This is a genomic window from Streptomyces sp. NPDC002156, assembly GCF_053593675.1.
Genome location: NZ_JBSFDA010000020.1, coordinates 21,783 through 48,499, shown reverse-complemented (window position 1 = coordinate 48,499; position 26,717 = coordinate 21,783). Strand labels below are relative to the sequence as shown.

Annotated in this window: 23 protein-coding genes; 16 read left to right on the top strand and 7 right to left on the bottom strand. The window is 69.9% G+C overall.

Features of this window, described 5'->3' with window-relative positions; translation table 11 throughout:
• Positions 1 to 12 precede the first annotated feature (12 nt).
• The 4 genes from ACWCRB_RS11795 to ACWCRB_RS11780 are packed head-to-tail and all read left to right on the top strand — an operon-like array spanning position 13 to position 3,396.
• Positions 13 to 984: an ABC transporter substrate-binding protein gene (locus ACWCRB_RS11795; RefSeq protein ID WP_450995888.1), complete on the top strand. Its 972-nt coding sequence runs from the start codon at positions 13 to 15 to the stop codon at positions 982 to 984.
• A complete protein-coding gene (locus ACWCRB_RS11790; protein ID WP_405534517.1) occupies positions 981 to 1,754 on the top strand; it encodes an ABC transporter permease in 774 nt (257 codons plus the stop codon). Before ACWCRB_RS11795 ends, ACWCRB_RS11790 begins: the two co-directional genes overlap by 4 nt.
• Entirely contained in the window at positions 1,751 to 2,530 is a 780-nt protein-coding gene (locus tag ACWCRB_RS11785) for an ABC transporter permease (protein ID WP_450995887.1), read from the top strand. The genes ACWCRB_RS11790 and ACWCRB_RS11785 overlap by 4 nt, the downstream gene beginning before the upstream one ends.
• Before the next feature lie 26 nt (positions 2,531 to 2,556).
• Positions 2,557 to 3,396 (top strand): ABC transporter ATP-binding protein, encoded by an 840-nt coding sequence (locus tag ACWCRB_RS11780; protein WP_450995886.1) that lies wholly within the window; start codon positions 2,557 to 2,559, stop codon positions 3,394 to 3,396.
• Between the two features lie 88 nt (positions 3,397 to 3,484).
• Here ACWCRB_RS11780 and ACWCRB_RS11775 read toward each other — a convergent pair whose 3' ends face one another.
• Positions 3,485 to 4,156 carry an MmyB family transcriptional regulator gene (locus ACWCRB_RS11775; RefSeq protein ID WP_450995885.1) on the bottom strand — a complete coding sequence of 224 codons (672 nt, stop codon included), beginning with the start codon at positions 4,154 to 4,156 and terminating at the stop codon, positions 3,485 to 3,487.
• Positions 4,157 to 4,391: 235 nt separating this feature from the next.
• Between ACWCRB_RS11775 and ACWCRB_RS11770 the strand changes: the two genes are divergently transcribed.
• The 3 genes from ACWCRB_RS11770 to ACWCRB_RS11760 are packed head-to-tail and all read left to right on the top strand — an operon-like array spanning position 4,392 to position 6,806.
• Entirely contained in the window at positions 4,392 to 5,048 is a 657-nt protein-coding gene (locus ACWCRB_RS11770) for a helix-turn-helix domain-containing protein (protein ID WP_235479806.1), read from the top strand.
• 32 nt (positions 5,049 to 5,080) lie between these two features.
• Positions 5,081 to 5,611, top strand: a complete 531-nt coding sequence (locus ACWCRB_RS11765; RefSeq protein ID WP_450995923.1) for a toxin-antitoxin system, toxin component — start codon at positions 5,081 to 5,083, stop codon at positions 5,609 to 5,611.
• A gap of 13 nt (positions 5,612 to 5,624) precedes the next feature.
• A complete protein-coding gene (locus ACWCRB_RS11760; protein ID WP_450995884.1) occupies positions 5,625 to 6,806 on the top strand; it encodes an MAB_1171c family putative transporter in 1,182 nt (393 codons plus the stop codon).
• Between the two features lie 69 nt (positions 6,807 to 6,875).
• Here the strand turns inward: ACWCRB_RS11760 and ACWCRB_RS11755 are convergent, their stop codons facing one another.
• A complete protein-coding gene (locus tag ACWCRB_RS11755) occupies positions 6,876 to 7,892 on the bottom strand; it encodes an alpha/beta fold hydrolase (RefSeq protein WP_450995883.1) in 1,017 nt (338 codons plus the stop codon).
• 213 nt (positions 7,893 to 8,105) lie between these two features.
• Between ACWCRB_RS11755 and ACWCRB_RS11750 the strand changes: the two genes are divergently transcribed.
• The gene (locus ACWCRB_RS11750) at positions 8,106 to 8,333 is read left to right on the top strand and encodes a hypothetical protein (RefSeq protein ID WP_369031807.1); all 228 of its coding nucleotides are present in this window, start codon (positions 8,106 to 8,108) and stop codon (positions 8,331 to 8,333) included.
• Here ACWCRB_RS11750 and ACWCRB_RS11745 read toward each other — a convergent pair.
• Positions 8,308 to 9,081 carry a 4'-phosphopantetheinyl transferase family protein gene (locus tag ACWCRB_RS11745; RefSeq protein WP_450995882.1) on the bottom strand — a complete coding sequence of 258 codons (774 nt, stop codon included), beginning with the start codon at positions 9,079 to 9,081 and terminating at the stop codon, positions 8,308 to 8,310. The genes ACWCRB_RS11750 and ACWCRB_RS11745 overlap by 26 nt on opposite strands.
• Positions 9,029 to 9,937 carry a metallophosphoesterase family protein gene (locus tag ACWCRB_RS11740; protein WP_450995881.1) on the bottom strand — a complete coding sequence of 303 codons (909 nt, stop codon included), beginning with the start codon at positions 9,935 to 9,937 and terminating at the stop codon, positions 9,029 to 9,031. Before ACWCRB_RS11740 ends, ACWCRB_RS11745 begins: the two co-directional genes overlap by 53 nt.
• 365 nt (positions 9,938 to 10,302) lie before the next feature.
• On the opposite strand from ACWCRB_RS11740, the gene ACWCRB_RS11735 reads away from it, so the two are divergent.
• From ACWCRB_RS11735 to ACWCRB_RS11725, 3 genes are all read left to right on the top strand, one after another.
• Positions 10,303 to 11,460 (top strand): ATP-grasp domain-containing protein, encoded by a 1,158-nt coding sequence (locus ACWCRB_RS11735; RefSeq protein ID WP_450995880.1) that lies wholly within the window; start codon positions 10,303 to 10,305, stop codon positions 11,458 to 11,460.
• A 141-nt stretch (positions 11,461 to 11,601) separates the two neighbouring features.
• The gene (locus ACWCRB_RS11730) at positions 11,602 to 13,296 is read left to right on the top strand and encodes a carbohydrate binding domain-containing protein (RefSeq protein WP_450995879.1); all 1,695 of its coding nucleotides are present in this window, start codon (positions 11,602 to 11,604) and stop codon (positions 13,294 to 13,296) included.
• A 107-nt stretch (positions 13,297 to 13,403) separates the two neighbouring features.
• Positions 13,404 to 14,150: a hypothetical protein gene (locus ACWCRB_RS11725; protein WP_450995878.1), complete on the top strand. Its 747-nt coding sequence runs from the start codon at positions 13,404 to 13,406 to the stop codon at positions 14,148 to 14,150.
• Positions 14,151 to 14,256: 106 nt separating this feature from the next.
• On the opposite strand, the gene ACWCRB_RS11720 is transcribed toward ACWCRB_RS11725, so the two are convergent.
• The 3 genes from ACWCRB_RS11720 to ACWCRB_RS11710 are packed head-to-tail and all read right to left on the bottom strand — an operon-like array spanning position 14,257 to position 19,440.
• Positions 14,257 to 17,301, bottom strand: a complete 3,045-nt coding sequence (locus ACWCRB_RS11720) for an alpha-mannosidase (RefSeq protein ID WP_450995877.1) — start codon at positions 17,299 to 17,301, stop codon at positions 14,257 to 14,259.
• 38 nt (positions 17,302 to 17,339) lie between these two features.
• Positions 17,340 to 18,677, bottom strand: a complete 1,338-nt coding sequence (locus ACWCRB_RS11715; protein ID WP_450995876.1) for a 6-phospho-beta-glucosidase — start codon at positions 18,675 to 18,677, stop codon at positions 17,340 to 17,342.
• Between the two features lies 1 nt (position 18,678).
• Positions 18,679 to 19,440, bottom strand: a complete 762-nt coding sequence (locus ACWCRB_RS11710) for a DeoR/GlpR family DNA-binding transcription regulator (protein WP_450995922.1) — start codon at positions 19,438 to 19,440, stop codon at positions 18,679 to 18,681.
• 136 nt (positions 19,441 to 19,576) lie between these two features.
• Here ACWCRB_RS11710 and ACWCRB_RS11705 point away from each other — a divergent pair, with 136 nt between their 5' ends.
• The 5 genes from ACWCRB_RS11705 to ACWCRB_RS11685 all read left to right on the top strand — a co-directional run bounded on the left by ACWCRB_RS11705 (position 19,577) and on the right by ACWCRB_RS11685 (position 26,667).
• A complete protein-coding gene (locus tag ACWCRB_RS11705; protein ID WP_450995875.1) occupies positions 19,577 to 20,581 on the top strand; it encodes a carbohydrate kinase family protein in 1,005 nt (334 codons plus the stop codon).
• 71 nt (positions 20,582 to 20,652) lie between these two features.
• Complete coding sequence (locus ACWCRB_RS11700; RefSeq protein WP_450995874.1) at positions 20,653 to 21,939, top strand: extracellular solute-binding protein; 1,287 nt, start codon at positions 20,653 to 20,655, stop codon at positions 21,937 to 21,939.
• Complete coding sequence (locus ACWCRB_RS11695; protein ID WP_450995873.1) at positions 21,939 to 22,892, top strand: carbohydrate ABC transporter permease; 954 nt, start codon at positions 21,939 to 21,941, stop codon at positions 22,890 to 22,892. Before ACWCRB_RS11700 ends, ACWCRB_RS11695 begins: the two co-directional genes overlap by 1 nt.
• A gap of 14 nt (positions 22,893 to 22,906) precedes the next feature.
• Positions 22,907 to 23,746: a carbohydrate ABC transporter permease gene (locus tag ACWCRB_RS11690; protein WP_450995872.1), complete on the top strand. Its 840-nt coding sequence runs from the start codon at positions 22,907 to 22,909 to the stop codon at positions 23,744 to 23,746.
• Positions 23,743 to 26,667 (top strand): glycoside hydrolase family 2 TIM barrel-domain containing protein, encoded by a 2,925-nt coding sequence (locus ACWCRB_RS11685; protein ID WP_450995871.1) that lies wholly within the window; start codon positions 23,743 to 23,745, stop codon positions 26,665 to 26,667. Before ACWCRB_RS11690 ends, ACWCRB_RS11685 begins: the two co-directional genes overlap by 4 nt.
• Positions 26,668 to 26,717: the final 50 nt, after the last annotated feature.

Sequence of the window (26,717 nt, the reverse complement as noted above, 5' to 3'; positions counted from 1 at the left end):
ACAGGAGGAGTCATGCGTCGTCTGTTCACCGGCCTCACGGCCGCCACGCTCCTGGTCACCGCGACGGCCTGTGGTTCGTCGGACGGTTCCGGCTCGTCGGGCGGCACCACGTCGTCCGGCGGCACCACCACGGTCAAGGTCGGCATCATCCCCATCGTCGACGTGGCACCCCTCTACCTCGGTCAGCAGAAGGGCTTCTTCAGCGAGCGCGGGCTCAAGCTGTCCCTCACCCTCGCGCAGGGCGGCGCGGCGATCGTGCCGGGTGTCGTCAGCGGCCAGTTCCAGTTCGGCTTCAGCAACGTGACGTCGTTGATGATCGCCCAGTCCAACGACGTACCGGTCAAGGCCGTCGTCAACGGCATCGCGTCAACCGGTGTGGAGGGCAAGGACTTCAGCGCGATCACCGTGAAGAAGGACAGCCCGATCAAGTCGGCGAAGGACCTGGAGGGCAAGAAGGTCGCCGTCAACACCCTCAAGAACATCAACGAGACGTCGGTCCGCGAGTCGGTGCGCAAGGCCGGCGGCGACCCCGACAAGGTGAAGTTCGTCGAGCTGGCCTTCGACCAGATGCCCGCCGCCCTCGACAGCGGCCAGATCGACGCCGCCCAGGTCGTCGAGCCGGCCCTCGCGACCGTCAAGAGCCAGGGCGGTGTGGAGATCGGCTGGCCGCTGGTGGACGTCGCGCCGAACTGCACCGTCGCGATGTACTTCACCTCGACCCAGTACGCCCAGCAGAACCCGGAGTTGGTGAAGAAGTTCCAGGAGGCCACCGCCGAGTCCCTCGCCTACGCCGACGCCCATCCGGACGAGGCCCGGCAGATCGTCACGACGTACACCAAGATCCCGGCGGACGTACTGGCGAAGGTGACCCTGCCGAAGTGGCCGGCCGAGGCGAACCGTGCCTCGATCGAGGCACTGATGAAGCTCGGCGAGGAGGACGGGCTCTTCAAGAAGACCCCCGACCTGGACAAGCTGCTGCCGTGAGAGGGACGAACGCCGTCCTCGGCGCGACCGGGCTCGCGGTCTTCCTCGCCCTGGGCGAGGCGGTACCGCGGCTCGGTCTCGTCAAAGAGGCGTACTTCCCGCCCGTCGCCCGGATCGCCGGCGCCCTCGGCGACGAGCTGTCCGACGACACCTTCTGGACGGCGCTCGGCGACACGCTCACCGGCTGGGCGCTGGGCCTCGCCATCGCGGTGAGCGCGGGCATCGCCGTCGGGGTGCTCGTGTCGGTCGTGCCGTATCTGCGCGAGGCCACGGCGTCGACGATCGAGTTCCTGCGCCCGATCCCGTCGGTCGCGCTGATCCCGCTCGCCGTCCTGCTCTACGGCAGCGAACTGCGCTCGGTCCTCCTCCTCGTCGTCTACGCCTCCTTCTGGCAGGTGCTCGTCCAAGTCCTGTACGGCATCCAGGACTTGGACCCGGTCGCGGACGAGACGGCCCGCTCGTACGGTCTGGGCAGCTGGGCGCGCATCCGGTACGTGCTGTGGCCGACCGCGCTGCCGTACGTCATGACCGGCGTACGGCTGGCCGCGGCCGTCGCGCTGATCCTCACGGTGACCGCCGAACTGGTCATCGGGGCACCGGGGTTGGGCGCGCGCATCGCCATCGCGCAGAACTCGCAGGCGGTGCCCGAGATGTACGCGCTGATCGTGGTCACCGGGCTCCTCGGCCTCGTCATCAACGTGGGCGCCCGTACGGTGGAACGGCGGGCGCTGGCCTGGCACCAGTCGGTGCGCGGGGAGGTGGCGGTGTGACCCGGTTCCTGCTCCGGCTGGTCTTCGTCGTCGCGCTGCCCCTCCTCCTGCTCGGGCTCTGGTGGCTCGCCTCCGACGACAGCACCAACCCTTTCTGGCCACCCCTGCGGACGATCCTCACGGCCTTCCCCGACGTCTGGACCCCTGAGCGGCTGCGCGCCGACGTGCTGCCCAGCATCCTGCGGCTGGCCGCCGGGTACGCGGTGGCGGCCGTCGTCGGGGTGGCCCTCGGCACGGTCATCGGCTCCTACCGGCGGGTGCGGGCCCTGTGCGAGCCGGTGCTGGAGTTCCTGCGGGCGATCCCGGCCCCCGTCCTGATCCCCGTCATCATGCTGTTCGCGGGCATCGACGACACCATGAAGATCACCGTGATCGCGAGCGGCTGCGTCTGGCCGATCCTTCTCAACACCGTCGAGGGCGTACGCGCGGTCGACCCGGTGATGGCCGAAACGGCACGTTCGTACGGGATCACGGGAGCCGCCCGGCTGCGGAACGTGGTGCTGCGCTCGGCGAGCCCGCAGATCTTCGCGGGGCTGCGCCAGGCGCTGTCCATCGCCATCATCCTGATGGTCATCAGCGAGATGTTCGCGGCCAGCAACGGGCTCGGTTTCACCATCGTGCAGTTCCAACGCGGCTTCGCCATACCGGACATGTGGACCGGGATCCTCGTCCTGGGGCTGCTCGGCTTCGTCCTCTCCGTCGTCTTCCAGCTGGTCGAGCGGCGGGTGCTCGGCTGGTACCACGGTCTGCGCGCCTCGGCCCGGCGGTCGCAGTGAGCCTCTCGAACGTGAAAGGGCGGTCCATGGGCGCGCTTCTCGATGTATCCGGGCTGAACAAGGTCTACGAGGGGTCCGGGCGCCGGGTCGAGGCGGTGCGGGACCTCACCTTCGGCATCGAGGCGGGTGAACTCGTGTGCCTGGTCGGCCCGTCGGGGTGCGGCAAGACGACGCTGCTGAAGTGCGTGGGCGGGCTCATGACGCCGACGGCGGGCCAAGTGACGCTCGCGGGACGGCCGGTGAGCGGTCCGCCGCCCGGGATGGCGTTCGTCTTCCAGGAGTACGGCCGCAGCCTGTTCCCCTGGATGCGCGTCGGCGACAACGTCGAACTCCCGCTGAAGCAGAAGGGTTTGTCCAAGTCCCGGCGCCGTGAACTGGTCGCGGACGCGCTGCGCTCGGTCGGGCTCGCGGACGCCGCCGGGGCGTATCCGTGGCAGCTGTCCGGCGGGATGCAGCAGCGGGTCGCGATCGCCCGCGCGCTCGCCTACGAGCCCGAAGTCCTGCTGATGGACGAGCCGTTCGCGGCGGTCGACGCCCAGACCCGCGCCGACCTCGAAGACCTCGTACGGGGACTGTGGCGGCAGCGCGGGATCACGATCCTGTTCGTCACGCACGACATCGACGAGGCCGTGTACCTGGGCCAGCGGGTGCTCGTCCTGTCCGCGTCCCCGACCGTCGTCAGGGAGCAGCTGACGATCGATCTCCCGGACGAACGCGACCAGTTGCACACCCGGGTCGCCCCGCGCTTCGCCGAACTGCGCACGCATGTGTACGAGCAGATCCAGGCGGCCAAACGCGGAATCCCGGCCCCCGGCCCGACGGACAGGGTCGAGGACGTCGTGGACAGGGCGGTGGACAAGAACTGATCCGGAAACGGTGCTGGGGCCGACAGGGCGGCGGCCCCGGTGCCGTCGGCGACCTGAACGCCGACGGTTCCGGGGCCAGGTCCCCGTGTCACGCCTCCGGGGCCGGCACCACACTCAGGTGGCTCGCCGAGCGCCGCGGGCGGCGTGGTCCTCGCGGGGCGTCCGCCGGGCGCCGCGTCTCGCGGAGCACCAGCGTCAGCCTCGTATAGCCCATGTCCTCAAGGGACTTGGAGGTCTCGCCCACGACCCGGCACTCCGTGGCGCCCCAGCGCGGGTCGGGGTGCAGCAGGGGACGTACGGCGGCGTCGTGCTGGACGGCCTCCGCGCCGACCGCCCGGATCCAGTGCGGCAGGCCCTGCCGGTAGGCGGCCTCCATGATCGGGTCCTGGGCGATGTCCCGGCGGATGGACTGCAGGCCGCGGTCCTGGCTGTGCCGCTCCACGGCGGCGGCGAAGTGCGCGAGCATCGGCAGACACCAGCTCGACTCGTGCTCGCCGAGGACCGTGCCCGCGTCCGGGTGGAAGAGGACGAAACGGAGGAAGTTGTCGCCGGGCATGGCCGTGGGATGCGGGCCGACGGCACGGAAAAGTGACTCGAACGCGGTGTTGGAGAGGACCACGTCCCACCGGTGGTCGAGGACGACGGACGGAAAGGGCACGGCCTCCACGAGCATGGCGTAGTCCCGCAGATACGCCCGGGCCTCGGGACTCTCGGGGACCGGCCGCGGCGCCGGCCGCTGCCCTCCTGCCTGAAATGCCATCGGGAGGTCACCCCTCTTGCCTATGCGGCCTTCACGCGGCGCCCTGATCCTGCTGCCCCGGCACGAGCCGTGTCAACTATCGTGGCATTTCATGCCTGTTGACGGCTGAATCTGGCCACAGATGTGGCGAGAGCTGGATGTGAGTTCGAACAACCCGCTACTCTCTCCGGGCAGTTCGCGGCAACAGTGATGCCGGACGAAGACGAAAACGGACCAAGACGTGGGAGACCTGTCGGTGACGGATGGCTACGAGGTTCCGGGCGCCACGGCGACGGTTCTGCTGTCCGCCGTAGTGGCCCGTGTCACCGCGCTCGCGGACCGGCTCGGCGTACCGCACACCGAGGTCTTCAGGACGGCGCAGCTCTCGACCGCCTCCGGTGTGCCCGAGAGCGTCGTCAAGGCCCTACTGAGCGGCCAGAGCGCCGGCGAACCCGATCTCCAGGCCCGTTTCCTGCAGCGGCTGGGCCTGCTGCGCCGCACCCGGCTCAAGCCGAACGGCCGCAAGTACACCCAGCAGGAGATCGCCGACGGCGCCGGTATGTCCCGCCAGCAGGCGGGCGCCCTCATCAACGGCGACCGGCGCCCCACGATGGAGCACTGCGACGCCATCCAGCGCTTCTTCAGAGTGCACGCCGGATTCCTCACCGCGGAGGACCCCGAGGCGCTCGCGGGCGCCCTCCAGCGCACCGAGCAGGAGCTTCTCCAGCAGCTCGCCGACCGTGAGCGCGAGGCGGCGGCGGCCGCCTTCGACCCGCTGGAGCGGCTGCTGCAGGACCACGGAGTCCGCGGAATCGCCTGGCGGGCCGCGCAGCTGCCCTCCGACCAGCATCGCGACAAGGTCGCCGAATGGCTGGACATGCTTCTGGAGAGCGTCAAGCGGCCGGAGTCGTGATCCGAGGGATGACTGTGAACATCGGCAAGGAAATGCGCCGCCTGTGCGGCGAGTTGGTGACCGAGCTGAAGCTTCCGGCACCGGCGGAGCCCGCCGACCTCTGTGTCGCGCTGTGCGATGCCATGAGCAGGCGCCGCGGCCGTCCCGTCGTGTTCCGCGCGGCGCCCTTCCCGCCCGGCACGGCCAGCGGGCTGTGGCTCGACATGGCCGACCAGGACATCGTCGTGGTCGAGGAACGCACCGCGCCCGACCACCAGTTGGTGATCCTGGGCCATGAGCTGTGGCACATGCAGGCCGGGCACTGCGGCCACCATGTCGACGGCGCCGCGGTCGCCGCCCGCCTGCTCAGCGACACCGCGGACCTCCGGGCCACGGTCCGCAAGGTGGCCGCCCGCACCCGGTTCGACCTCGCGGACGAGCAGGACGCCGAGAGCTTCGGCCTGCTGCTGGCCAGCAAGTGCCGTACGTGGCTGGCCGGTTCGGCGCTGCGCAAGCCTGTTCAGCGGGATCAGCTCGCGGGCCGGATCGAGGCCTCCCTCGGCTATCGCGGGCCGCAGAGCTGAGGCAGGACCCGGCGTGAACGACTCCAGCTACTACGTGCCGTCCGCCGCGATGGTGATCGTCCTCCTCCTCAAAGGCCGGACGGTACTGCGCGCCTGGCGGGACCCGCTACAGCGGTCGGTGTACGCGCTGCTCCTCCTCTCCGTCCTGGTGTTCCTCTTCGCGGCCCCGCCGACCATCTCCTGGGTCAACCGCGTCACCGGCGTCCCGAACATCTCGGCACCGCTCGTGTACTGCCTGCTGAGCGCCTTCAGCGCCTCCTGCCTGGTGCTGATCATCAACTGGCGCGGTGGCCCGCCCGAGTCCACCCGCCGCGCCTCGCGCCGCTGGATCGCCGGCTACGCGGTGGTGATCGTGGCGACGGCCGCCCTGTTCGCCCTGGGCAACGCCCCCGAGCAACGCCTGCGCGACTTCGACACGCACTACGCGAACACGCCGTACATCCGCGAAATGATCGTCCTCTACCTCGTGGCACTGACGGTCGCGAACATAGCGATGAACATGATGTGCTGGCCGTGGGCGCTCCAGGTGCACGGCTGGCTGCGGGTCGGCCTGCTCGTCATCGTGGCCGGCTTCTTCTGCAACATCGCCTTCGCCGCCGCCAAGATGACGGCGGTGATCGCCCGCTGGAACGGCGAGAACCTCGACTATCTGAGCACATACGTCGCCCCCGCGATGGCCGCCGCAGCGGAGGTCGTCACCGCGGCCGGCTTCTGCATCCCCCTGGCCTTCCAGCGCGTGGGCGACGTCTGGAGCACCTGGTCGACGTACCGCCGCCTGAGCCCCCTGTGGCGAGAACTGGCCCCCCTCTCGGACCACGGCGACCGCGGGGTCCGCATCGCCTGGTGGTCCCCGGCCGAACTCCAGGTCACCCAACGCGAGTCGGACATCCACGACGGCATGCTCAGCCTCTACCCGTACTTCGACCCAACGGTCCGAAGCAGGGCCTACGAGGCCGCGGTCGCCGCCGGCTCGTCCCCCGAGGGCGCCAGGGCAGAGGCGGACGCGGCGATGGTGACGGCGGCGATACGGGCCAGGGCAGCGGACCCGGAGGGCAGGGTGATCAACGCGGCAGCGACGGAGAACGGCGCGTCAGCACCGCCCGAGGGCCCCCGAGACCTGCTGGCCATGTCACACGCGTTGCGCAAATCACCGGTGGTAGCGGCGGTACGAGAGGCAACGGTGGCTTGGCAGTAGGGGGCACGGACGGCTTTTGGGGGCGCGGGGAACTGCGCGACAAGCCCCCACCGGCCCGCACCCGAAAAACTACGTCGCACTACGCTCACTCACCTCCCGCAACTCCTCCTCCCCCACCCCCTCCCCCACAGGCCGCCCATCCACCAACAACTCCCGCCAATGCTCCCGACTCCAGTCAGCCGGCGCACTCCCCCCAGTGAACTCCTCCACCAGTTCCACAAACCGCACCGGATCACTGTGGAACGGAAAATGCCCCGCCCCCTCAAAAATCTCCAGCCGACTACCGGGCATGGCCTCATGCGCCCCATACGCATGCCGGACCGGCACCACACTGTCCCGGTCCCCCCACAGCAACATCGTCGGCATGCCCTCGGTCAGATAACACCGATCGAGCATGGTCACGACCTGCCCCCGCCAGTCCACCACCGCCCGCAGCGTACGAATGAAGGCGTTGCGAGACGTCTCGTCGGGCAGCGCGTCCACCAGCGTGAGCAACTCCGGCGCGTCCTGCCCCAGATCGGTGTCCAGCAGCTTCATCAGCCGTACGACAAGCCCCACTTGCAGCCGCATCCCCGGCAACCGCAGCGCGGACAACGCGAGATGGGCACCGGGCAGTGACACGGCCCGCAGAACGGGATTGACCTCGCGCCCCACCCCACCCGCGCTGACCAGAATCAGCCGCTCGGTGCGCTCGGGGAACTGATAGGCGAACTGCATCGCCACCCCGCCCCCGAGCGAGTGTCCGACGAGCGTCGCGGACTCGATGCCGAGGGTGGTGAGCAGATCGCGCACGCCGTTGGCGTAGGCGGCCACCGAGTAGTCGGCGCGCGGTTTGTCGGACGCGCCGTGGCCGAGCAGGTCGGGGGCGATCACGGTGTGGCTGCGGGCGAGGTCGGGGATCAGCTCGGCCCAGGTCGCCGAAGAGTCGCCGATGCCGTGGATCAGGACGAGCACGGGGCCCGAGCCCGCCATGCGGAAGGCCCGGCGGTACCCGTGCACGACGCGGTACCGCAGTTCCAGTTCGTCGTCGCCCACCGAACGCAGCCGTACGGCGCGTGCCGGTCCGTGACGCGGGACGTCCGTCACACCGCCCACCTCCCCGTGTTCCTGTGCGCTGACGCGCCGACCCCTTGCTGAAAACCCTTTCCCTTCAGCGTAGAACCCCATTCTCACGAGGCGTTTCGAGGAGGTTTCGCCTCCGCTAAGCGAGCGAACCGACGCGTACGGGAACCGGATTGTCAGTGGCGGGCGGCAAGCTGGGAGGTGCAGGAATGACGCCGACACGGGGAGAGCCGACCGATGCCGACAGCCGTACTGACCGACCGTGAGCGCACCGCCGTACAGGCCTACTTGAGGCTGCTGCACACCGTGCGCGCAGCCTTCGACGTGCCTCCGGGAAGCCGCCGACCACCCGTCGTGCCGCCCGCCGTTCTCGCCGAGGCGGAGGCGGCGCTGGCGGCGGCGGGCCTCTCGGGCAACGAGGAGAGGTTCTTCGAGCTGCTCAGGCAGGCTGGTGCGGCACGCTGACCGCCGTGCCCAGCAGCCCGCGCCGCACGGTCCAGCGGCCGTCGAAGTACCCGAGTTCGTGGCCGTCGACGACCGGTCCGGGCACCAGAAGACGGGCCCGGAAGGTGCCGTTCGGGTGCGCGCCGGGGGCGCTCGTGAACGCGATGTCGGCCTCGCTGAAGTCCAGCCACTTGCCGGTGAGGGGGAACCACGCCTTGTAGACCGACTCCTTGGCGCTGAACAGCAGCCGGTCCCAGTGCACGGGGACTCCGTGCACGCCGGGGCCGTCCTCCGCGAGCACCCGCAGGTGTTCCCGCTCCGTGGACAGGGCCACGGAGTCGAGGACGCCCTCGGGCAGCGGCTGGTGGGGTTCGGCGTCGATGCCGATCGAGGCCAGGTCGGTGGCGCGGACCAGTGCGGCGGCGCAGTAGCCCTCGCAGTGGGTCATGCTGCCGACCAGCCCGGCCGGCCACTGCGGGGCGCCCCGCTCGCCGGGCAGCACGGGCTGCGGCGGCACGCCGAGCTTCTCCATGGCCCGGCGGGCACACGCGCGTACGAGGGTGAACTCACGGACGCGCTTGGGCACCGCCCGGGTCACGAGCGCCTGCTCCTCGGGATACAGCGTCGCGCCCCCAAGGCCACCGCCTCCAAGGCCACCGGTGCCTAGCCCACCGATCCCGGGTCCACCGGCCCCGTCCCCACCGCCGACGGTCTCGTCACCGTGCGCCTCCACGGCCACCACCGTGGCCGGAAGCAGCTCCTCGATCACCGGATCCGACCTCCATCGGCAGTATGCGGCGCAGCCTTCCCGGGTCTCCGGGGCGCTTCTGCCACTCGCGGGGGTAGCCCACCGACACTTCTTCGAAGCGGACGCCCTCGTGCCAGGTGGTCCGAGGGATGTGCAGATGACCGTAGACCATGGTCGCGACACGGAATCGGCGGTGCCAGTCGGCGGTCAGCGTGGTGCCGCACCACATGGCGAACTCGGGGTGCCACAGCACGTCCGTCGGATGCCGGTCCAGCGGATAGTGGTTGACGAGCACCGTCGGCAGGTCCTCGGGCAGCTCCGCGAGCCGCCGCTCGGTCTCCGCGACCCGGGCCCGGCACCAGGCCTCACGGGTCGGATAGGGGTCGGGGTGCAGGAGGTACTCGTCGGTGCAGACGATGCCGGTGCTCTCCGCGTACGCGAGGCCCTCCGCCTTGGTCGTGCAGCCCTGCGGCAGGAAGGAGTAGTCGTAGAGGAGGAAGAGCGGCGCGACCGCCACAGGGCCGCCGGGACCCTCCCACACGGGGTACGGGTCCTCGGGCGACACCACACCCAGCTCGCGGCAGAGGGCGACCAGGTGTTCGTAGCGGGCGACGCCGCGCAGGGTGACCGGGTCCTTGGGATGGGTCCACAGCTCGTGATTGCCGGGTGCCCAGATGACCTTCCGGAACCGGTCGGCGAGGGTTTCGAGGACCCAGCGGATGTCGGCCACGCTCTCCGACACGTCGCCGGCGACAAGAAGCCAGTCGTCGTCCGACCCGGGGTGCATCCGTTCGACCAGGGCGCGGTTCTCCGGGTAGCCGATGTGCAGATCGCTGATCGCCAGCAGCTGTCCGGCACCGCCGGCCGTCGTCTCCACCCCAGCCCCTTCCGCATCCGAACTCCGCCCCCGCGGGCGCACGTTCGGACCCACAAGAACACATCCCCGGCGGCCGGACAAGTAGGGCTCCCCGCGCTCGGGAAGCCCTCTCCACGATGATCCACGGGCGGCGGCGAAGATCACTACAGGGGCCACTGCTGGTGCACAAGGCAACACACGGTGTACTGCTGTCAATTCCGTAACACGCACGTAGCAGTATCAAGGTCTGCGGAGCCTTATGATCGCCTCAACACTTCCGCCACAAATCCGGTTCGCACCCGGCGGCTTGTCGTGTTCCCAACTCTCCCCTGGCCGGGCTCGGCCTTGCTCCGCCGTGCCCGTGATCCTTGAAAGGTGGCCCCTGCATGGTCTCTCGCGTACGCGTCTGGCTCAACCGCACGTACGCGGAGAACGTGTTCTTCATTGAACAGCTGCGGAGAAATCCCAGCGACCGCGCGGTCGAGATCCATGCCACCCACGGGGACGCCGACTCCCCCGTCCTGGCCGCCGCCGACACCGCCGCGATGGAGCCCGAGGGCCTGTCCCCCGCCGCGTACGTCGAATACGCGCTCGACCAGTGCGACCGCCGCGAGATCGACGTGTTCGTGCCGCGACTGCACCAGGACGCGATCGTCGAGCACCGCGCGGACTTCGAGGCCGTCGGCACCAAGCTGCTCGCGCCGACGCCCGAGGCGGTGGCCGTCTTCCAGGACAAGGCGACCGCGTACCAGGCCGTCGAGGCGGTCGGGGTGCCGGTGCCGCCGTGGTGGCGGGTGCGCAACGCGGACGAACTCCTTGTCGCGGTCGAGCAGTTGGAGGCCGACGGCCACAAGGCGTGCTTCAAGCCGGCGGCGGGCGCGGGCGGTGTGGGTTTCCGGGTGATCACCCGTGCCCCCTTCTCGATGGCGCATCTGAACGGGTTCCCCAGCCCCTACGTCCAGTTGGACATGGTCCTCGACGTGCTGCGGAACTCCGAGGACGGCGTCGACTGGCTGGTGATGCCCCGTCTGGAGCAGCCCGAGGTGTCCGTCGACTGCCTCACGGGCCCCGACTCGCGGATCCGGATGGCGATCGGCCGCACCAAGAACGGCAGGCGGCGCGGCTTCACCCTCGACGAGGCCTGGCTGGAGCCCGCGCGGCTCATCGCCGAGGGCTTCGGACTGCACCACCTGAGCAACATCCAGTTCCGGATGTACGAGGACCGGCCGGTCCTCATGGACGTCAACACACGCCCGGCCGGCGGACTGCACCAGCTCCAGCTGTGCGGCATCAACGCCCCTTGGGCCGCAGTGCAATTGGCGCTCGGCGAGGACCCGGGCGACCTGGTGCCGCCGTTCCTCGGCCAGGACTACGCCGTGGTCTCCGCACCGCGCCCAGTGCGCGCGGCATCGGTACCGGCACACGCGGACGAGGTCCCGGCGCCCACGCTGTCCGCCGTACCGGCACCGGTGACCGTCGAGGAGCCGGTCGCCGAGGCGACGGCCGAGGCATCGGCGGGAGCGCCTGCGGCGGCCACCGCGTAAATCCCTGCCCTCACCAGGCACACCCACATCGGTCTGGACCAATCGGCGCACAGTCTCTTGACAGCCCGACTGGTCCAGACCAACTTTGTTGCGCACCCTCCTGACACTCCCGAACACCCCCATAGCTTCAGGGAGATCGCTGTGCGCTTCGTCAACCTCACGCATCCCGGAAGATCACTCCGGCACCGTCTGCTCGCCCTGGCCGGCTCCGCCGTCCTGGCCCTGGCCGGGGCGGTCGCCCTGCCAGGCACGGCCCAGGCGGCCAACGTCCTCACCAACCCCGGCTTCGAGTCGGGCACCCTCTCCCCCTGGTCGTGCACCGGCCACCTCGGCTCAGTGGTCTCCTCCCCCGTGCACGGCGGCACCAAGTCCCTTGCGGGGGCGGCCAGTTCGAGCGACAACGCCAAGTGCGCCCAGACCGTCACCGTCCGCCCGAACACCGCCTACGTCCTCAGCGCGTGGGTGCGCGGCTCGTACGTCTACCTCGGCGTCGACGGCGGCCCCTCGACCTGGACGACGTCCTCGTCGGCGTACGCGCAGCTGTCGGTGTCCTTCACCACGGGGGCCGCGCAGACCACCGCCACGGTCTACACCCACGGCTGGTACGGCCAGGGCACTTACCACGCCGACGACATCAGCCTGGACGGCCCGGGCGGCAGCTCGGACACCCAGGCGCCGACCGCGCCCGGCACCCTCCGCTCCACGGCCAAGACCTCCTCGACTGTCTCCCTGGCCTGGAACGCCGCGTCGGACAACGTCGGCGTCACGGCGTACGACATCTACCGCGGCGCGAGCCAGGTGGCGAGCGTCTCCGGCACGTCGGCCACGGTGAGCGGACTCGCGCCGAGCACCGCGTACTCCTTCACGGTGAAGGCGAGGGACGCGGCGGGGAACGTCTCGGCGGCATCCAACGCCGTGAGCGTCACGACGGACGCGGGCAGCGGCGGCGGAACCGGCTTCAAGCAGGCGGCGCCCTACCTCTACCTCGGCTGGGGCGACCCGCCGAGCGCGACCTCGGTGATGAGCGCGACGGGCGTCAAGTGGTTCACGATGGCGTTCATCCTGTCCTCCGGCGGCTGCAACCCCGCCTGGGACGGCACCCGCCCGCTGACCGGCGGCAACGACCAGAGCGTCATCAACTCCATCCGCGCGGCGGGCGGTGACATCGTCCCGTCGATCGGCGGCTGGAGCGGCAACAAGCTCGGCCCGAACTGCTCGACACCGGAGGCGCTCGCGGGCGCCTACCAGAAGGTGATCGACGCGTACGGGCTGAAGGCGATCGACGTCGACATCGAGAACTCGGACGAATTCGAGAACGAGGTGGTGCAGGACCGCATCCTGGGCGCCCTGAAGATCGTCAAGGCGAACAACCCGGGCCTGCGCACGATCCTGACCTTCGGTACGTCGACCACCGGCCCGACCTACTGGGGCAACCGCCTGATCGAGCGCGCGTCGGCCCTCGGCGCCAATATCGACGTGTTCACGATCATGCCGTTCGACTTCGGCGGCGGCGCCGACATGTACGCCAGCACCGTGAACGCCACGGAGGGCCTCAAAACGAAGCTGAGGTCGACGTTCGGCTGGGACGACGCCACGGCGTACGCCCACATCGGCATCTCCGGCATGAACGGCCTGTCCGACCAGCAGGAGCTGACCAGCCCGACGACCTGGGCCCAGATCCGCGACTGGTCCAACTCCCACCACATCGCCCGCCTCGCCTACTGGTCGGTCAACCGCGACCGCCCGTGCCCCGGCGGCGGAGTGGTCAGCAACTGCTCGGGCATCAGCCAGACCACCTGGCAGTTCACGTCGATCACGGCCGGTTTCACGGGCTGAGCGATCTACGGGAAAAGAGTCCGTACGAGGCCCCCGCATCGGGAAGAATCGTCCGCGCGGTCGCGCGGCCCGATGTGGGGGCTGCCCGTGTGTTCGGGGGGACGGTCATGGGGGACACAGAAACGGTTCGGCACATCGGCGGCATCCGCACCCGTGCCCTGCTCGCCCTCGGACTCCTCCTCGTCGTGGCCGTCGGCGTCCTCAGCGCCTGCGACACAGGCACCTCTCCGTACGGGGACCAGGCCGCGTTCCAGGCCGACCTGGCGAGCGACCGCGGCCAGCTCTTCGACGGGCGCCTCGACTACCGTTCCCAGCTCGCGACGTCGGTGGGCGAACCCCGTACCTTCCGGATCACCCTGACCGGTCTGAGCGCCGAAGCCGCGAGTCGGAGCAACCTGGAGGGGACGCTCATCGAGACCCGCTCGTTCCCGGTGGGCGGGGTGGAGGGAGCCACTCTGACCTCCGCCCACCCCGATGTGCGGGTCGCGCTCCTCACCGACGCCAGGGCGAGACAGGTCATCGCCCGGCCGGGGGACGGCGTCGAGTGGCGGTGGAGCGTCTCCTCGAACGAACCGGGCGACTACGAACTCCTCCTCACCGTCACCACCTACCAGGGCGACTCCGACCGTGCCCTCGCCACCCTGACCCCACCCATCACCGTGCACCTCCACGTCACCGAGACCTGGTCGTACCGCGTCAGCTCCATGCTGAGCACGATCCTCGCCTGGGGCGGCGCCGCGGTGGCCCTGACCGCCCTACTGGCCTTCCGCACCCCGATCGTCACCTTCGTCCGCACCCGCAGAATCGCCTGGCAGGAACGGCACCGGGACAACTACCGCGACGGTTACCGCTGATATGAAAGCGGGCGGGCCGCAAAAAACACGGCCCGCCCAAACCCGCGCCCCCAGGGGCGCGGGGAACTGCGCGACCAGCCCCCACCGGCCCGCAGCAAAAGAACCCTCAGCCGCGCGTCAACCGCAACGTCTGCACCTCGAACGGCCGCAGCGTCACAGCCACCGAGTCACCCTCCACCGCAGCCTCCGACAACGGCCGCTCCAGCAGGTCAGTGATCTGGGCCCCCGCCAACGGGAACCCCGTGCACAGCACACCCTCCGCCCGACCACCCCGCGACTCATAGAGACGCACGACGACATCACCGGACGCATCGTCGGCGAGCTTCACCGCCTCGATGGTCACACCGTCGCCGTCCGCCCACACCACCGGCTCCGACGCCCCCGCCGCGTCCGCGACACGCAACGGCAGGTTCAGCGAGTAGCCCTCGGCCACCGCGTCCTCGATGCTCGCGCCGGGCAGCAGCGAGTACGTGAAGCGGTGCTTGCCCTGGTCGGCTCCGGGGTCCGGGATCCGCGGGGCGCGCACCAGGGACAGGCGGACCGTGGTCGTCGTACCGCCGTCCTCGCGGACCGTGCGGGAGACGTCGTGGCCGTACGTCGAGTCGTTGAGGACCGCGACGCCGTACCCGGGCTCGGCGAGGTGCACCCAGCGGTGGCCGGAGACCTCGAAACGGGCCGACTCCCAGGTGGTGTTGGTGTGCGTGGGCCGCTGGACGTGGCCGAACTGGATCTCCGCCGACGAGTGCGCGGCCCGGATGTCCACCGGGAAGGCCGCCTTGAGGATCTTCTCGGCCTCGTGCCAGTCGATCTCCGTCTCGAAGTCGATCCGGGGACTGCCGGCCCGCACGGTGATCGTCTGGACGATCTTCGAGGCGTTGCCGAAGGCGCGTTCGATGCGGATGGCGCCCAGGAGCGGGTCCTCGTCGACGACCGTGATGGCGGACGCGTCGAGCAGGTCCGTGTAGCGGTTCTTGTAGTGCTTGTCGATGTCCCAGGCGTCCCAGTAGTTCGGGAGGTCGGTGTGCAGGCGCAGCAGGTTGCCCTTGTCCGCCAGGACCTCGCGGTTCGCCCTCAGGTCGCGGACCGAGGACAGCGTGCCGTCCTCGGCGACCTCCACTCGTACCAGGCCGTTGTCGAGGATCCGGCCGGCCGTGACCGTCACCTGCTGCGGGGGCTCCGCGACCGCCAGCGGGGCGCTGCCGCTCGCCGGGACCTCCACGTACATGGGGACGCCCGTCGAGGTGCGGACCACCTCGGCCCGGTCGTACGGGCTGGTGTTGAAGGCGCGGGACTCGCCGCCGCCGAGCGCGGCCACCGCCTCGGCGGTCAGCGCCTCCAACTCCTCGGCCACGCGGGCGTATTCGGCCTCCGCCTCGCGGTGCACCCACGCGATGGACGAGCCGGGCAGGATGTCGTGGAACTGGTGGAGCAGGACCGTCTTCCAGAGGCGGTCCAGGTGCTCGTACGGGTAGGCGTAGCCCGGCGCGTGCAGCGCGGCCGTCGTCGCCCACAACTCGGCCTCGCGCAGCTTGTGTTCGCTGCGCCGGTTGCCCTGCTTGGTGCGCGCCTGGGAGGTGTACGTGGCCCGGTGCAGCTCCAGGTACAGCTCGCCGACCCACACCGGGGCGTCGGGGTACTCCTCGCGGGCCTTGGCGAAGAAGTCGTCGGGGTGCTCGACCTCGACCGTCGCGGAACCCTCCAAGTCGGCGAGCCTGCGCGCCCGTTCCATGATCTCGCGGGTGGGGCCGCCACCGCCGTCGCCCCAGCCGAAGGGGGCCAGCGAGCGGTTCGCGACGCCCTTCTCCTGGTAGTTGCGCGTCGCGCGGGCCATCTCCTCGCCGCTGAAACGGGCGTTGTAGGTGTCGACCGGCGGGAAGTGCGTGAAGATGCGGGTGCCGTCGATGCCCTCCCACCAGAAGGTGTGGTGGGGGAACTTGTTGGTCTGGTTCCAGGAGATCTTCTGGGTGAGGAACCAGTCGTTGCCGGCCAGCTTGGCGAGCTGCGGGTAGGCCGCGGTGTAGCCGAAGGAGTCCGGCAACCACACGCCCTTGGTCTCGACGCCGAAGTGCTCGATGAAGAAGCGCTTGCCGTGGATCAGCTGGCGGGCCATCGCCTCGCCGCCGGGCAGGTTGCCGTCGGCCTCGACCCACATGCCGCCGACCGGCGCCCACTGGCCCTTCTTCACGGACTCCTGGATGCGCGCCCAGACCTTGGGGTAATTGTCGCGCACCCACTCGTACTGCTGGGCCTGCGAGCAGGCGAAGATGAAGTCCTCGTACTCGTCGGCGAGTGAAGTGACGTTGGAGAAGGTGCGGGACGTCTTGCGCTTGGTCTCGCGGATCGGCCACAGCCACGCCGAGTCGATGTGCGCGTGCCCGACACCCGAGATCTTGTGGGCGCTGGCGTTGGCCGGCTTGGCCAGCGTGGGTGCCAGGGCCGCTCGTACCGCCGCCGCCGAACCGGCCACGTCGTCCAGGTCGAGCAGGTCGAGCGCGCGGTCCAGGGCGTGGGTGATCTCGTGGCGGCGCGGGTCGTGCTCGCCCAGCTCCAGCATCAGCTCGCGCAGCACCTGGATGTCGAGGTCGAGGTGGAAGACCTCCTCGTCCAGGATCGCGAGGTCGGCGCGCTGGAAGGTGTAGATCGGCTTGTCACCGGCGGTGAGGATGTCACCCATGGGGGTGATCTTGGAGAAGTTGTCGGCGAGGATGTCCGGGTTCGAGGCCGCCTCGACCAGGTAGTCGATCTCCTCGCCGCCGACGGCCGGGTTGGCGATCGGCACGTACTGGTTGAGCGGGTTGACCGCCTTCAGCGGGGTGCCGTCGGTGAGGTGGACGAGGGCCTCGGCCTGGTTGCCGGGCCAGTCGCCGATGAAGCCGAGGTCGATGACCGCCTCGACGCGCCGCCCGGCCCACTCGGCGGGCACCTGTCCGCGCATCCGGAACCAGGTCGTGCCCCAGGGCGGGCCCCAGGGGGTGTCCATGGCGAAGGGCGTGTACGGCGCGGCCGCCGCCTCCTCGAAGGAGACCGGCTCGCCCGGCGCCTGCCAGGCCTCGACCGTGAAGGGCACCGTGGCCGCGTAGATCGCCGCCTTGATCCGCTGGTCGTGGAGGCGCTGGACGCGCTCCTCGATCCGCTGGCGTTCGTCGTGCATGAGAAGTCTCCAGTACCAGATACGAGCGGGGAAAGCGCTTACTTAAGGTACGCCAAGCCCGGATGGACCGCGGTGTATCCGTCGACCAGCCTGCGGGCCACGTTCACCGAGTCGACGAGCGGGTGCAGCGCGAACGCCTTGACGGCGGTCGCACGGGAGCCGGACTCGGCGGCGGCGAGCACCTCGCGTTCGACCGCCTTGACCGAGCAGACCAGCCCTGAGGCGTGGTCGGGCAGCGGGTCGACGGTGACGGGGTGGGCGCCGTTGGCGTCGACCAGGCAGGGCACCTCGATGACGGCCTCGGCGTCGAGCACCGAGAGCGTCTTCCGGTTGCGGACGTTGAGGATCAGGGTGGTGCGCTCGTCGCGGGCGATGGCCCGCATCAGGGCGAGGGCGACCTTCTCGTAGCCCCCGGACAGGTCGTCGGCGTCGCGTTCGCCGGCGCCCGCCGTCTCGCGGGCCTCGGCCATGTAGGTCGCCTCGCGCTCGGCGCGGGTGCGGTCCCAGGCGGTGAGGGCGGCGGCGTCGGGCCGCTTCATCTCGTCGTAGAAGCCGGCCTGCTGGTCGCGCAGGAAGGCGCCGCGGGTCCGCTCGGCCTCGCTGTAGGCGCGTACGGCCTCGCGGTTGAAGTAGTAGTAGTGCAGGTATTCGTTCGGGACGGCGCCCAGGGACTGGAGCCACTCGGTGCCGAAGAGCTTGCCCTCCTCGAAGGAGCCGAGGAGGTCGGGGTCGGCGAGCAGGCGCGGGAGTTCGTCGCGGCCGTTGATCCGCAGGCCGCGCACCCAGCCGAGGTGGTTGAGGCCGACGTAGTCGATCCACGCCTCGCCGGGGTTGGCGCCGAGCACCCGGGCGATACGGCGGCCGAGGCCCACCGGGGAGTCGCAGATGCCGATGACACGGTCGCCGAGGTGGCGGGACATGGCCTCGGTGACGAGGCCGGCCGGGTTGGTGAAGTTGATGACCCAGGCGTCGGGGGCGACCCGGGCGACGCGCCGGGCGATGTCCTCGGCGACCGGGACCGTGCGCAGGCCGTAGGCGATACCGCCCGCGCCGACCGTCTCCTGGCCGAGGACGCCCTGGTCGAGGGCCACCTTCTCGTCGTTCGCCCTGCCTTCCAGGCCGCCGACGCGGATCGCGGAGAAGACGAAGTCGGCGCCGGTGAGCGCCTCGTCGAGGTCGGTCGTGGCGCTCACCTCGGGGGCGTCGGGCACCCCCGCCGCCTGCTCGGCCAGGACGCGGGTGACCGCCGAGAGGCGGCCCGCGTCCAGGTCGTGCAGGACGACATGGGTCACCCGGCCCTCGGCGTGGTCGCCCAGGAGCGCCCCGTACACGAGCGGCACGCGGAATCCGCCGCCGCCCAGAATCGTCAGCTTCACGCTATTGCACCTTTCCTGCCGTGATGACCTGCACCCCGGCCTCCTGCAGAGAGGACTCCGTCGCCGGGTCCACCGGCGCGTTCGTCACCACCATGTCCAGTTCGTCCGGGCCGCAGACCTTCGCCATGCCCGTGCCCGGGAACTTGGCCCGGTCGGCCAGCAGCACGACCCGGTCGGCGGCCTTGATCATGGCGCGCTTGACCGGCACCTCGACGACTGTGGTGTCCATCACCTGGCCGCCGGGGCGGATGCCGCTGGTGCCGAGGAAGAGCCAGTCGGCGTGCAGCTGGCGCAGGTTGTCCTCGGTGAGGAAGCCGACCAGGGAGCGGTACTCGCGCCGGACCATGCCGCCGAGGAGCACCAGTTCGATGCCCTCGTCGTCGACCAGCTCCTCGAAGACCACCAGGTTGCTGGTGATCACGGTGAGCCGACGGCCGTGCAGCTGGCGGGCCAGCCGGTAGGCGGTGGTGCCGATGTCGAGCAGCACGGACTGGCCGTCCGCGACGAGCGAAGCGGCCCTGGCCGCTATCGCGTCCTTCTCGGCGACGCGCACCTCGGCGACCTCGGCGAAGGGCTGGTCGCCCTCCTCCACGACGGCGCCGCCGTGGACACGGGTGAGCAGGCCCTCCTCCTCCAGTCTGACCAGGTCACGCCGGATGGTGGCGGGGCTCACGCCCAGTTGCTCGGAGAGATCGGTCACGGCCGCGGGGCCGCCCGAGCGCAGGGCCCGCAGGATGAGTTGATGTCGTCGTTCTGCCAGCACGCGCTGAACAGTACTCGTCATCTTCAATCATTTCTATGCTCAGTTCTGCTCGACTCTTGCCAAATCTTCCGAAGGCGCGCACGATTCCGGTCATCAAACTCATCAAACTGACGAGTTTTGACGAGAGGATGCGCGCGTGGACGACGAACGGCCCGATGTCCTGCTGACCGGGCTGCTCTTCTTCGACCTCGTCCTCACCGGCCTGGGCAAGCCCCCGACGCCCGGCGAGGAGATCTGGACGTCGGGGATGGGCACCAGCCCCGGCGGGATCGCGAACCTCGCGGTGGCCGCCTCCAGGTTCGGTCTGAAGACCTCGCTGGCCACGGTCTTCGGCGACGACGCGTACGGCGCCCACTGCCGTGCTGTCCTCGCCGGCCAGGAGGGCGTCGGCCTCTCGCTCTCGCGCACCGCGGACGACTGGCACACCCCCGTCACCGTCTCGCTCGCCTACGACGGCGACCGCGCCCTGATCACCCACGGGCAGCCTCCCCCGTACTCCCAGGACGTCCTTCTGGGCGACCCGCCCGAGGCGCGCACCGCCCTCGTGCACATCGAGGCCGAACCCCACCGCTGGCTGGCCAAGGCCGCCGCGAACGGCACGCAGATCTACGCGGACGTCGGCTGGGACCCGACCCAGCAGTGGTCCTCGGACCTGCTCGACCAGCTCGCCCTGTGCCACGCCTTCCTCCCCAACGAGACCGAGGCCATGGCGTACACCCGTACCGACACCGCGGTCGCCGCCCTGGGCACGCTCAGCGAGCTGGTCCCGGTGGCCGTCGTCACGCGCGGCGGGGACGGCGCGGTCGCCGTCGACCAGACGACGGGCGAGTACGCGGAGGTCCCGGCGCTGCCCGTGGACGTCGTGGACTCGACGGGCGCCGGTGACGTGTTCGGCGCCAGTTTCGTCGCGGCCTCGCTCGGCGGCTGGCCGCTGGAGGAGCGGCTGAGGTTCGCCGTACTCGCCGCCTCCCTGTCCGTGCGGCATCACGGCGGCGCGCTGGCCGCGCCCGGCTGGTACCACGTCCACCGCTGGTGGCACACGCTCGACGACCCCGAACTGCGGCGCGCCTACGGCTTCCTGGCCGACCGGCTGCCGGCCGATCCGGGCCCGCCGGTGCGGTTCGCACCCGTCACACCCTGAGACCCCCAGCTTTCCCCCTTTTTTCTCTTACGCACATACGTACCGAACAGATCCGAAAGGCGGTGGGAGCTGTGCAGCTCTCACGAAGAGGCCTACTGCGCGCGGGCCTGGCCGGCACGGCCGCCACCGCGCTCGGCGGCCTGGCGAGCGGCTGCGCCGTTCCGACCGGCTCCACCGGGCGCAACATGGTCCTCTGGTACTGGAGCGGCGGTCTGAGCGACACCGTCGTCAAGAACGCCAAGGCCCGCTACGACAGCTCGGTCGACCTCCGGGCGATCCAGATCGGCGGCCAGTACCGCTCGAAGCTCATCACCACGATCACCGGCCAGGCCCATGTCCCCGACATCGCGGGGCTCAAGGGCGAGGACATGGCCGCCTATCTCCCGAACGCGGACCAGTTCATCGATCTGCGGACGCTGGGCGCGGAGAAGTACAAGAGCCAGTACCTGCCGTGGAAGTGGGACCAGGGCATCGCCGACGACGGCACGATGGTCGGCTTCCCGATCGACTGCGGCCCGGTCGCGCACTTCTACCAGTACGAGGTGTTCCGCAAGGCGGGTCTGCCGTACGAGCCCGCCGACGTGTCGAAGGAGCTGAACACCTGGGAGGCGTTCTTCGCCGCGGGTGAGCAGCTCGGCAAGCGCGTGCCGGGCGCCAAGCTGCTCACCGACGTCAACTCCGTCTTCGAGAACGTCGTCCAGCAGGGCGCGAAGCGGTACGTCGACAAGGACCGTCACTTCATCGGCGACCAGCAGCATGTGCGCGACGCCTGGGCGCTCGCCGTGGAGGCCAAGCAGCGGAAGATCGTCTCGGACCTGGTGAACGGCACCCCGGACCAGCTCTCCGCCATCCAGGACGGCAAGCTGCCCAGCCAACTGGGCGCCTCCTGGGCCAGCTTCGACATCAAGAACGGCGTGCCGAAGACCAAGGGCAGGTGGCGGATCGCCGACATGCCGGTGCGGCCCGCGAACAACGGCGGCTCGTTCCTGTCGATCACCAAGTCGTGCCGGGAGCCCGAGCAGGCCTTCCAGATCATCACCTGGATGCTCAACGCGGCCAACCAGGCCCAGGGTTACGTCGACGCCGGCCTCTTCCCGTCCACGCCCGCCTCGTACGACCTCAAGCAACTGCGGGAGGCCGACCCCTTCTTCGGCGGCCAGGTCACGACCGACATCTTCGGTCCGGCCGCGCAGAAGATCGTGGTCGCCTACAACAGCCCGTACGACATCGCGCTCGGGACACCCATCAAGGACGAGATCAAGAACGTCGGCGTCCTCGGCAAGGACCCCAAGAAAGCCTGGAGTGACGCCATGAGCAAGTGCCGTCGCATCGCGAAGCACCTGGGGGTGAGCTACTGATGGCGGTCATCGAGCAGTCCCCGCCGACTGTGGCGCAGCGGCCCTCGCCGGCCGGGCCGAAGAAGGGGTGGCGCAAGTACTGGCACCTCTACGCCGCGATCTCGCCCTTCTATCTGATCTTCCTCGGCTTCGGCCTGTTCCCGGTGGGCTTCTCGCTCTATCTGTCGTTCCACCGCTGGGACGGCCTCGGCTCGATGGAGTGGGCCGGGCTCTCGCAGTACCAGTACCTGCTGACCGACAGCGACTTCTGGAACTCGATCGGCAACACGATCATCATCTGGGCGCTGGCCACCTTCCCCATGATCTTCCTGGCGATGATCACGGCCGTGATGCTCAACTCGGCGGTCCGCTTCAAGAACGTCTACCGGTTCGCGTACTTCCTGCCGAACGTCACCTCCGTCGTCGCCATCGCGATCGTCTTCGGCTCGATCTTCTCCACCAACAACGGCGTGGTGAACGCCGTCCTGAACGGGGTGGGGCTCGACCAGGTGGCGTGGCTGAACACGCCGTGGGGCATCAAGGTCACCATCGCGGCGCTGATGACCTGGCAGTGGACCGGCTACAACGCGATCATCTTCCTCGCCGGGCTCCAGACCGTCCCGAGCGAGCTGTACGAGGCGGCGCGCATGGACGGCGCGGGCCCGATCCAGACCTTCTTCCGGATCACGCTGCCGCTGCTGCGGCCCACGCTGCTGTTCGTGCTCGTCGTCTCGACGGTCACGGGTCTGCAGAGCTTCTCCGAACCACAGGTGCTGCTCCAGACCTCGTCCAACGACTCGACGTTCGCGGGCGGTCCGGGCCACTCGGGCCAGACGATGGTCCTCTACTTCTTCCAGCAGACCTTCGACAACAACGACTTCGGGTACGGAGCCGCGGTGGCGTGGGGCATCTTCCTCGTCGTCGTCCTCTTCTCGATCATCAACTGGCGCCTCGTGCAGCGCCGGGGCGACTAGGAAGGGCCCGCAAAATGGCATCCATCAAGGGGTCCCGCCGCAGAGGGCTCGCGCTGCACCTCCCGCTGATCGTCGGCACGCTGATCTCGGCCTTCCCGTTCTACTGGGCCGTGATCATGTCGACGCACAGTTCGTCGGAGATCTTCTCGTACCCGCCGAAGCTGCTGCCGGGCACGCACTTCCTGGAGAACGTCCGCAATCTGTTCGACGCCATCGACTTCTTCGGGTCGATGTGGAACTCGCTGCTCGTGGCGACGGCGGTGACCTTCCTGGTCCTGCTCTTCGACTCCCTCGCGGCGTTCGTCTTCGCCAAGTTCGAATTCCCGGGCAAGGGGCTGCTGTTCGGGCTGCTCATGGTGATCTTCATGGTCCCGGCGCAGCTGTCGGTCATCCCGCAGTTCGTCGTCATGGCGAAGATCGGCTGGATCGGCTCGATGACCGCGCTGATCGTGCCGGCCGCGGCCAACGCCTTCGGCATCTTCTGGATGCGCCAGTACATGAAGACGGCCATCCACGACGAGCTGCTCGACGCGTCCAAGCTCGACGGCGCGAACTTCCTGCGCCAGTACTGGCATGTGGCGCTGCCGGTGGTCCGCCCCGGTCTCGCCTTCCTCGGCATCTTCACCTTCATGGGCCAGTGGAACGACTTCGCCTGGCCCCTGATCGCCCTCACCAACCCCGACAACGTGACCCTCCAGGTCGCGTTGTCCCAGCTCAACGGCACACATGGCACCACCGACTACGGCATCGTGATGACCGGCGCGCTGCTCGCCCTCGTCCCGCTGCTGATCGTGTTCGCCATCGGCGCCAAGCAGATCATCGGCGACCTCGCGAAGGGAGCGGTCCGCGGATGACGAGTGATCCGCTGCTGGCCCTGCGCCCCTGGGAGTCACCCGAGGTGACTTCCTGGGGGCGCCTGCCCATGAACGCCGTCGACCGGCGTTCCGGCGCCCGCTCCCTCGACGGCGACTGGCGCTTCCAGCTCCTCCCGACGCCGACGACCCCGGTCGGCGACGACTGGTCCACGGCCCGGGTCCCCGGCGCCTGGACCCTCCAGGACACCGACGACCTGCCCTGGTACACCAACGTCCAGATGCCGTGGGGCGACTTCCCGCCCGCGTCGCCGGACGCCAACCCGACGGGCGTGTACGAGCGTGAGTTCGACGTTCCGGCCGAGTGGGCGGGCCGGCGGATCGTGCTCCAGGTCGGCGCCGCCGAGAGCGTGCTGCTCGTGCAAGTCGACGGGCGGCCGGTCGGGATCTCCAAGGACTCCCATCTGGCGGCCGAGTTCGACCTCTCCGACGTCGTCTGGCCGGGCGGCTCGGCGACCGTACGGCTGACGGTGGTCAAGTGGTCCGACGCCACCCACATCGAGGACCAGGACCAGTGGTGGCACGGCGGCATCACCCGCTCGGTGCTGCTGTACGCGACGGACTCGCTGCATCTCGCGGACGTCACCGTGCGGGCGTCGGCCTCCGGTGAGCTGCGGGTGGACTGCCGGGTGCGGGACGCGGGCGGCGCGCTGCCCGGGGGCTGGTACGTCAGTGGCGAGATCGACGGTCAACTGCTCACGCAGGACGCCGAGTTCGACCGCTTCAACGCCGAGGACGACCGGGTCTCCGAGTTCCTCGGCGAGCCCCGGATGTGCGCCCAGGTGGCCGACGTACGCACCTGGACCGCCGAGACGCCCGAGCTGTACGGTCTGACCGTCCGGCTGCACCGCGCCGACGGAACGGTCGCCGACACCTCGTACCGGCGGATCGGTTTCCGGGACGTCGAGATCGTCGGGCGGGATCTGCTGGTCAACGGCGAGCGGATCTACATCCGGGGCGTCAACCGGCACGACTTCCATCCGCTGACCGGGCGGACCGTGTCGTACGACGACATGCGCGCCGATCTCGTGCTGCTGAAGCGGTTCGGGTTCAACGCGATCCGCACCGCGCACTACCCGAACGACCCGACGCTGTACGACCTCGCGGACGAACTCGGTTTCTACGTGGTCGACGAGGCGGACATCGAGTCGCACGACCACGCGCACGAGATCGCGGACGACCCGCGCTATCTGAACGCCTTCGTGGACCGCGTCTCGCGGATGGTCCTGCGGGACAAGAACCACCCGTCGATCATCATCTGGTCACTCGGGAACGAGTCCGACTACGGCGCCAACCACGACGCGGCGGCGGGCTGGCTGCGCCGCCACGACCCGACCCGGCCCCTCCAGTACGAGGGCGCGGCCAAGACGGGCTGGGCCGATCCGGCCGTGGCCTCCGACATCGCCTGTCCGATGTACGCGCCGCTCGAGGACTGCGTCGCGCACGCCCTGTCCGGCGAGCAGACCAAGCCGCTCATCCAGTGCGAGTACTCGCACGCCATGGGCAACAGCAACGGCACGCTCGCCGACCACTGGGCCGCCATCGAGTCAACTCCGGGACTTCAGGGCGGGTTCATCTGGGAGTTCTGGGACCACGGCATTCTCCAGTGCGTGAACAGCGGCAGACCACTCGGACGCACGGGCGCCGGGCTCTATGACAACGGTGTCGCCGCCCCCGGCCTGCGCTGGGCGTACGGCGGCGACTTCGGCGAGACGATCCACGACGGCGCCTTCATCGCCGACGGCGTCGTCTTCCCCGACCGCACGCCCAAGCCGGTCATGTACGAGCACCGGGAGATCGCGGCTCCGGTGCGCCTGGAGGCGTTCCGGCACGAGGGGCTTGTGCTCTCCAACCACCAGTGCTTCCGGGGCCTGGACTGGCTCGCGGCCACCTGGGAACTGACGCTCGCGGACGGCCGTACGCTGACCGCGCCCGCCGAACTCCCCGACCTGCGACCGGGCGAGACGGCGGCCGTACCGCTGCCCTTCGAGCTTCCTTCCGACGGCGGCGAGGCCTGGCTGACCCTGCGGGTGACGACGGCCGACGACGAGCCGTGGGCCCCGCGCGGCACCGAGGTCTGCGTGCCCCAGCTGCTGCTGCGGGCCGCACCGGAGGCGCCGGAGCGGGCGGTCGCGGGACCGCGCGTCAAGGTCGACGGCGACGGACTGCTGGTCCACCCGCTGCTGACGTCGGCGCCCACGCTGTCCCTGTGGCGGGCCCCGACCGACAACGACGAGCTGGGCGGCATGGCGGCCCGCTGGCAGGACTGGGGCCTCGACTCCCTCGTACGCAAGGCCGTCGACGTACGGCGCGACGGCGGCCGGGTCACCGTGCTCGCCGAGTACGCCGGGAACGCGGGCGTCATCCGCCACGAGCAGGTGTTCACTCCGGTCCAGGGCGGCATCCGCGTCGAGGAGACCGCCGAACTGCCGGACGCCTACGCCGATGTGGCGCGGGTCGGTTCCGTGTTCGAGACGGTGTCCGGGCTCGACCTGCTGGAGTGGTACGGGCAGGGCCCCTGGGAGTCCTACCCGGACCGCGCCGCCGGAGCGCCCGTCGGGCATCACTCGGCGCCCGTGGACTCCCTGTTCACCCCCTATCTGCGGCCGCAGGAGAGCGGCGGACGGCACGGTGTACGACAGTTCAGGCTGTCGGCGCCGGACGCCACCGGTCTCTCGGTCGTGCTGGACCGGCCGCGCCAGGTCTCCGTGACCCGGTTCCGCGCCGAGGATCTGGCCGCCGCCACCCACCACGACCAGCTGAAGCCCCGGCCCGGCTGTGTGGTGCACATCGACGCGGCACACCGGGGGCTCGGCACGGCGTCGTGCGGCCCCGACACCTTCCCCTCCTATCTCGTACAGCCGGGCACCCACAGCTGGGCCTGGACTCTTCGCACGCTGTAACTCCCCCCACGCACTCCTTCTCACCTCACAGAACCACTTACGGAGTCAGT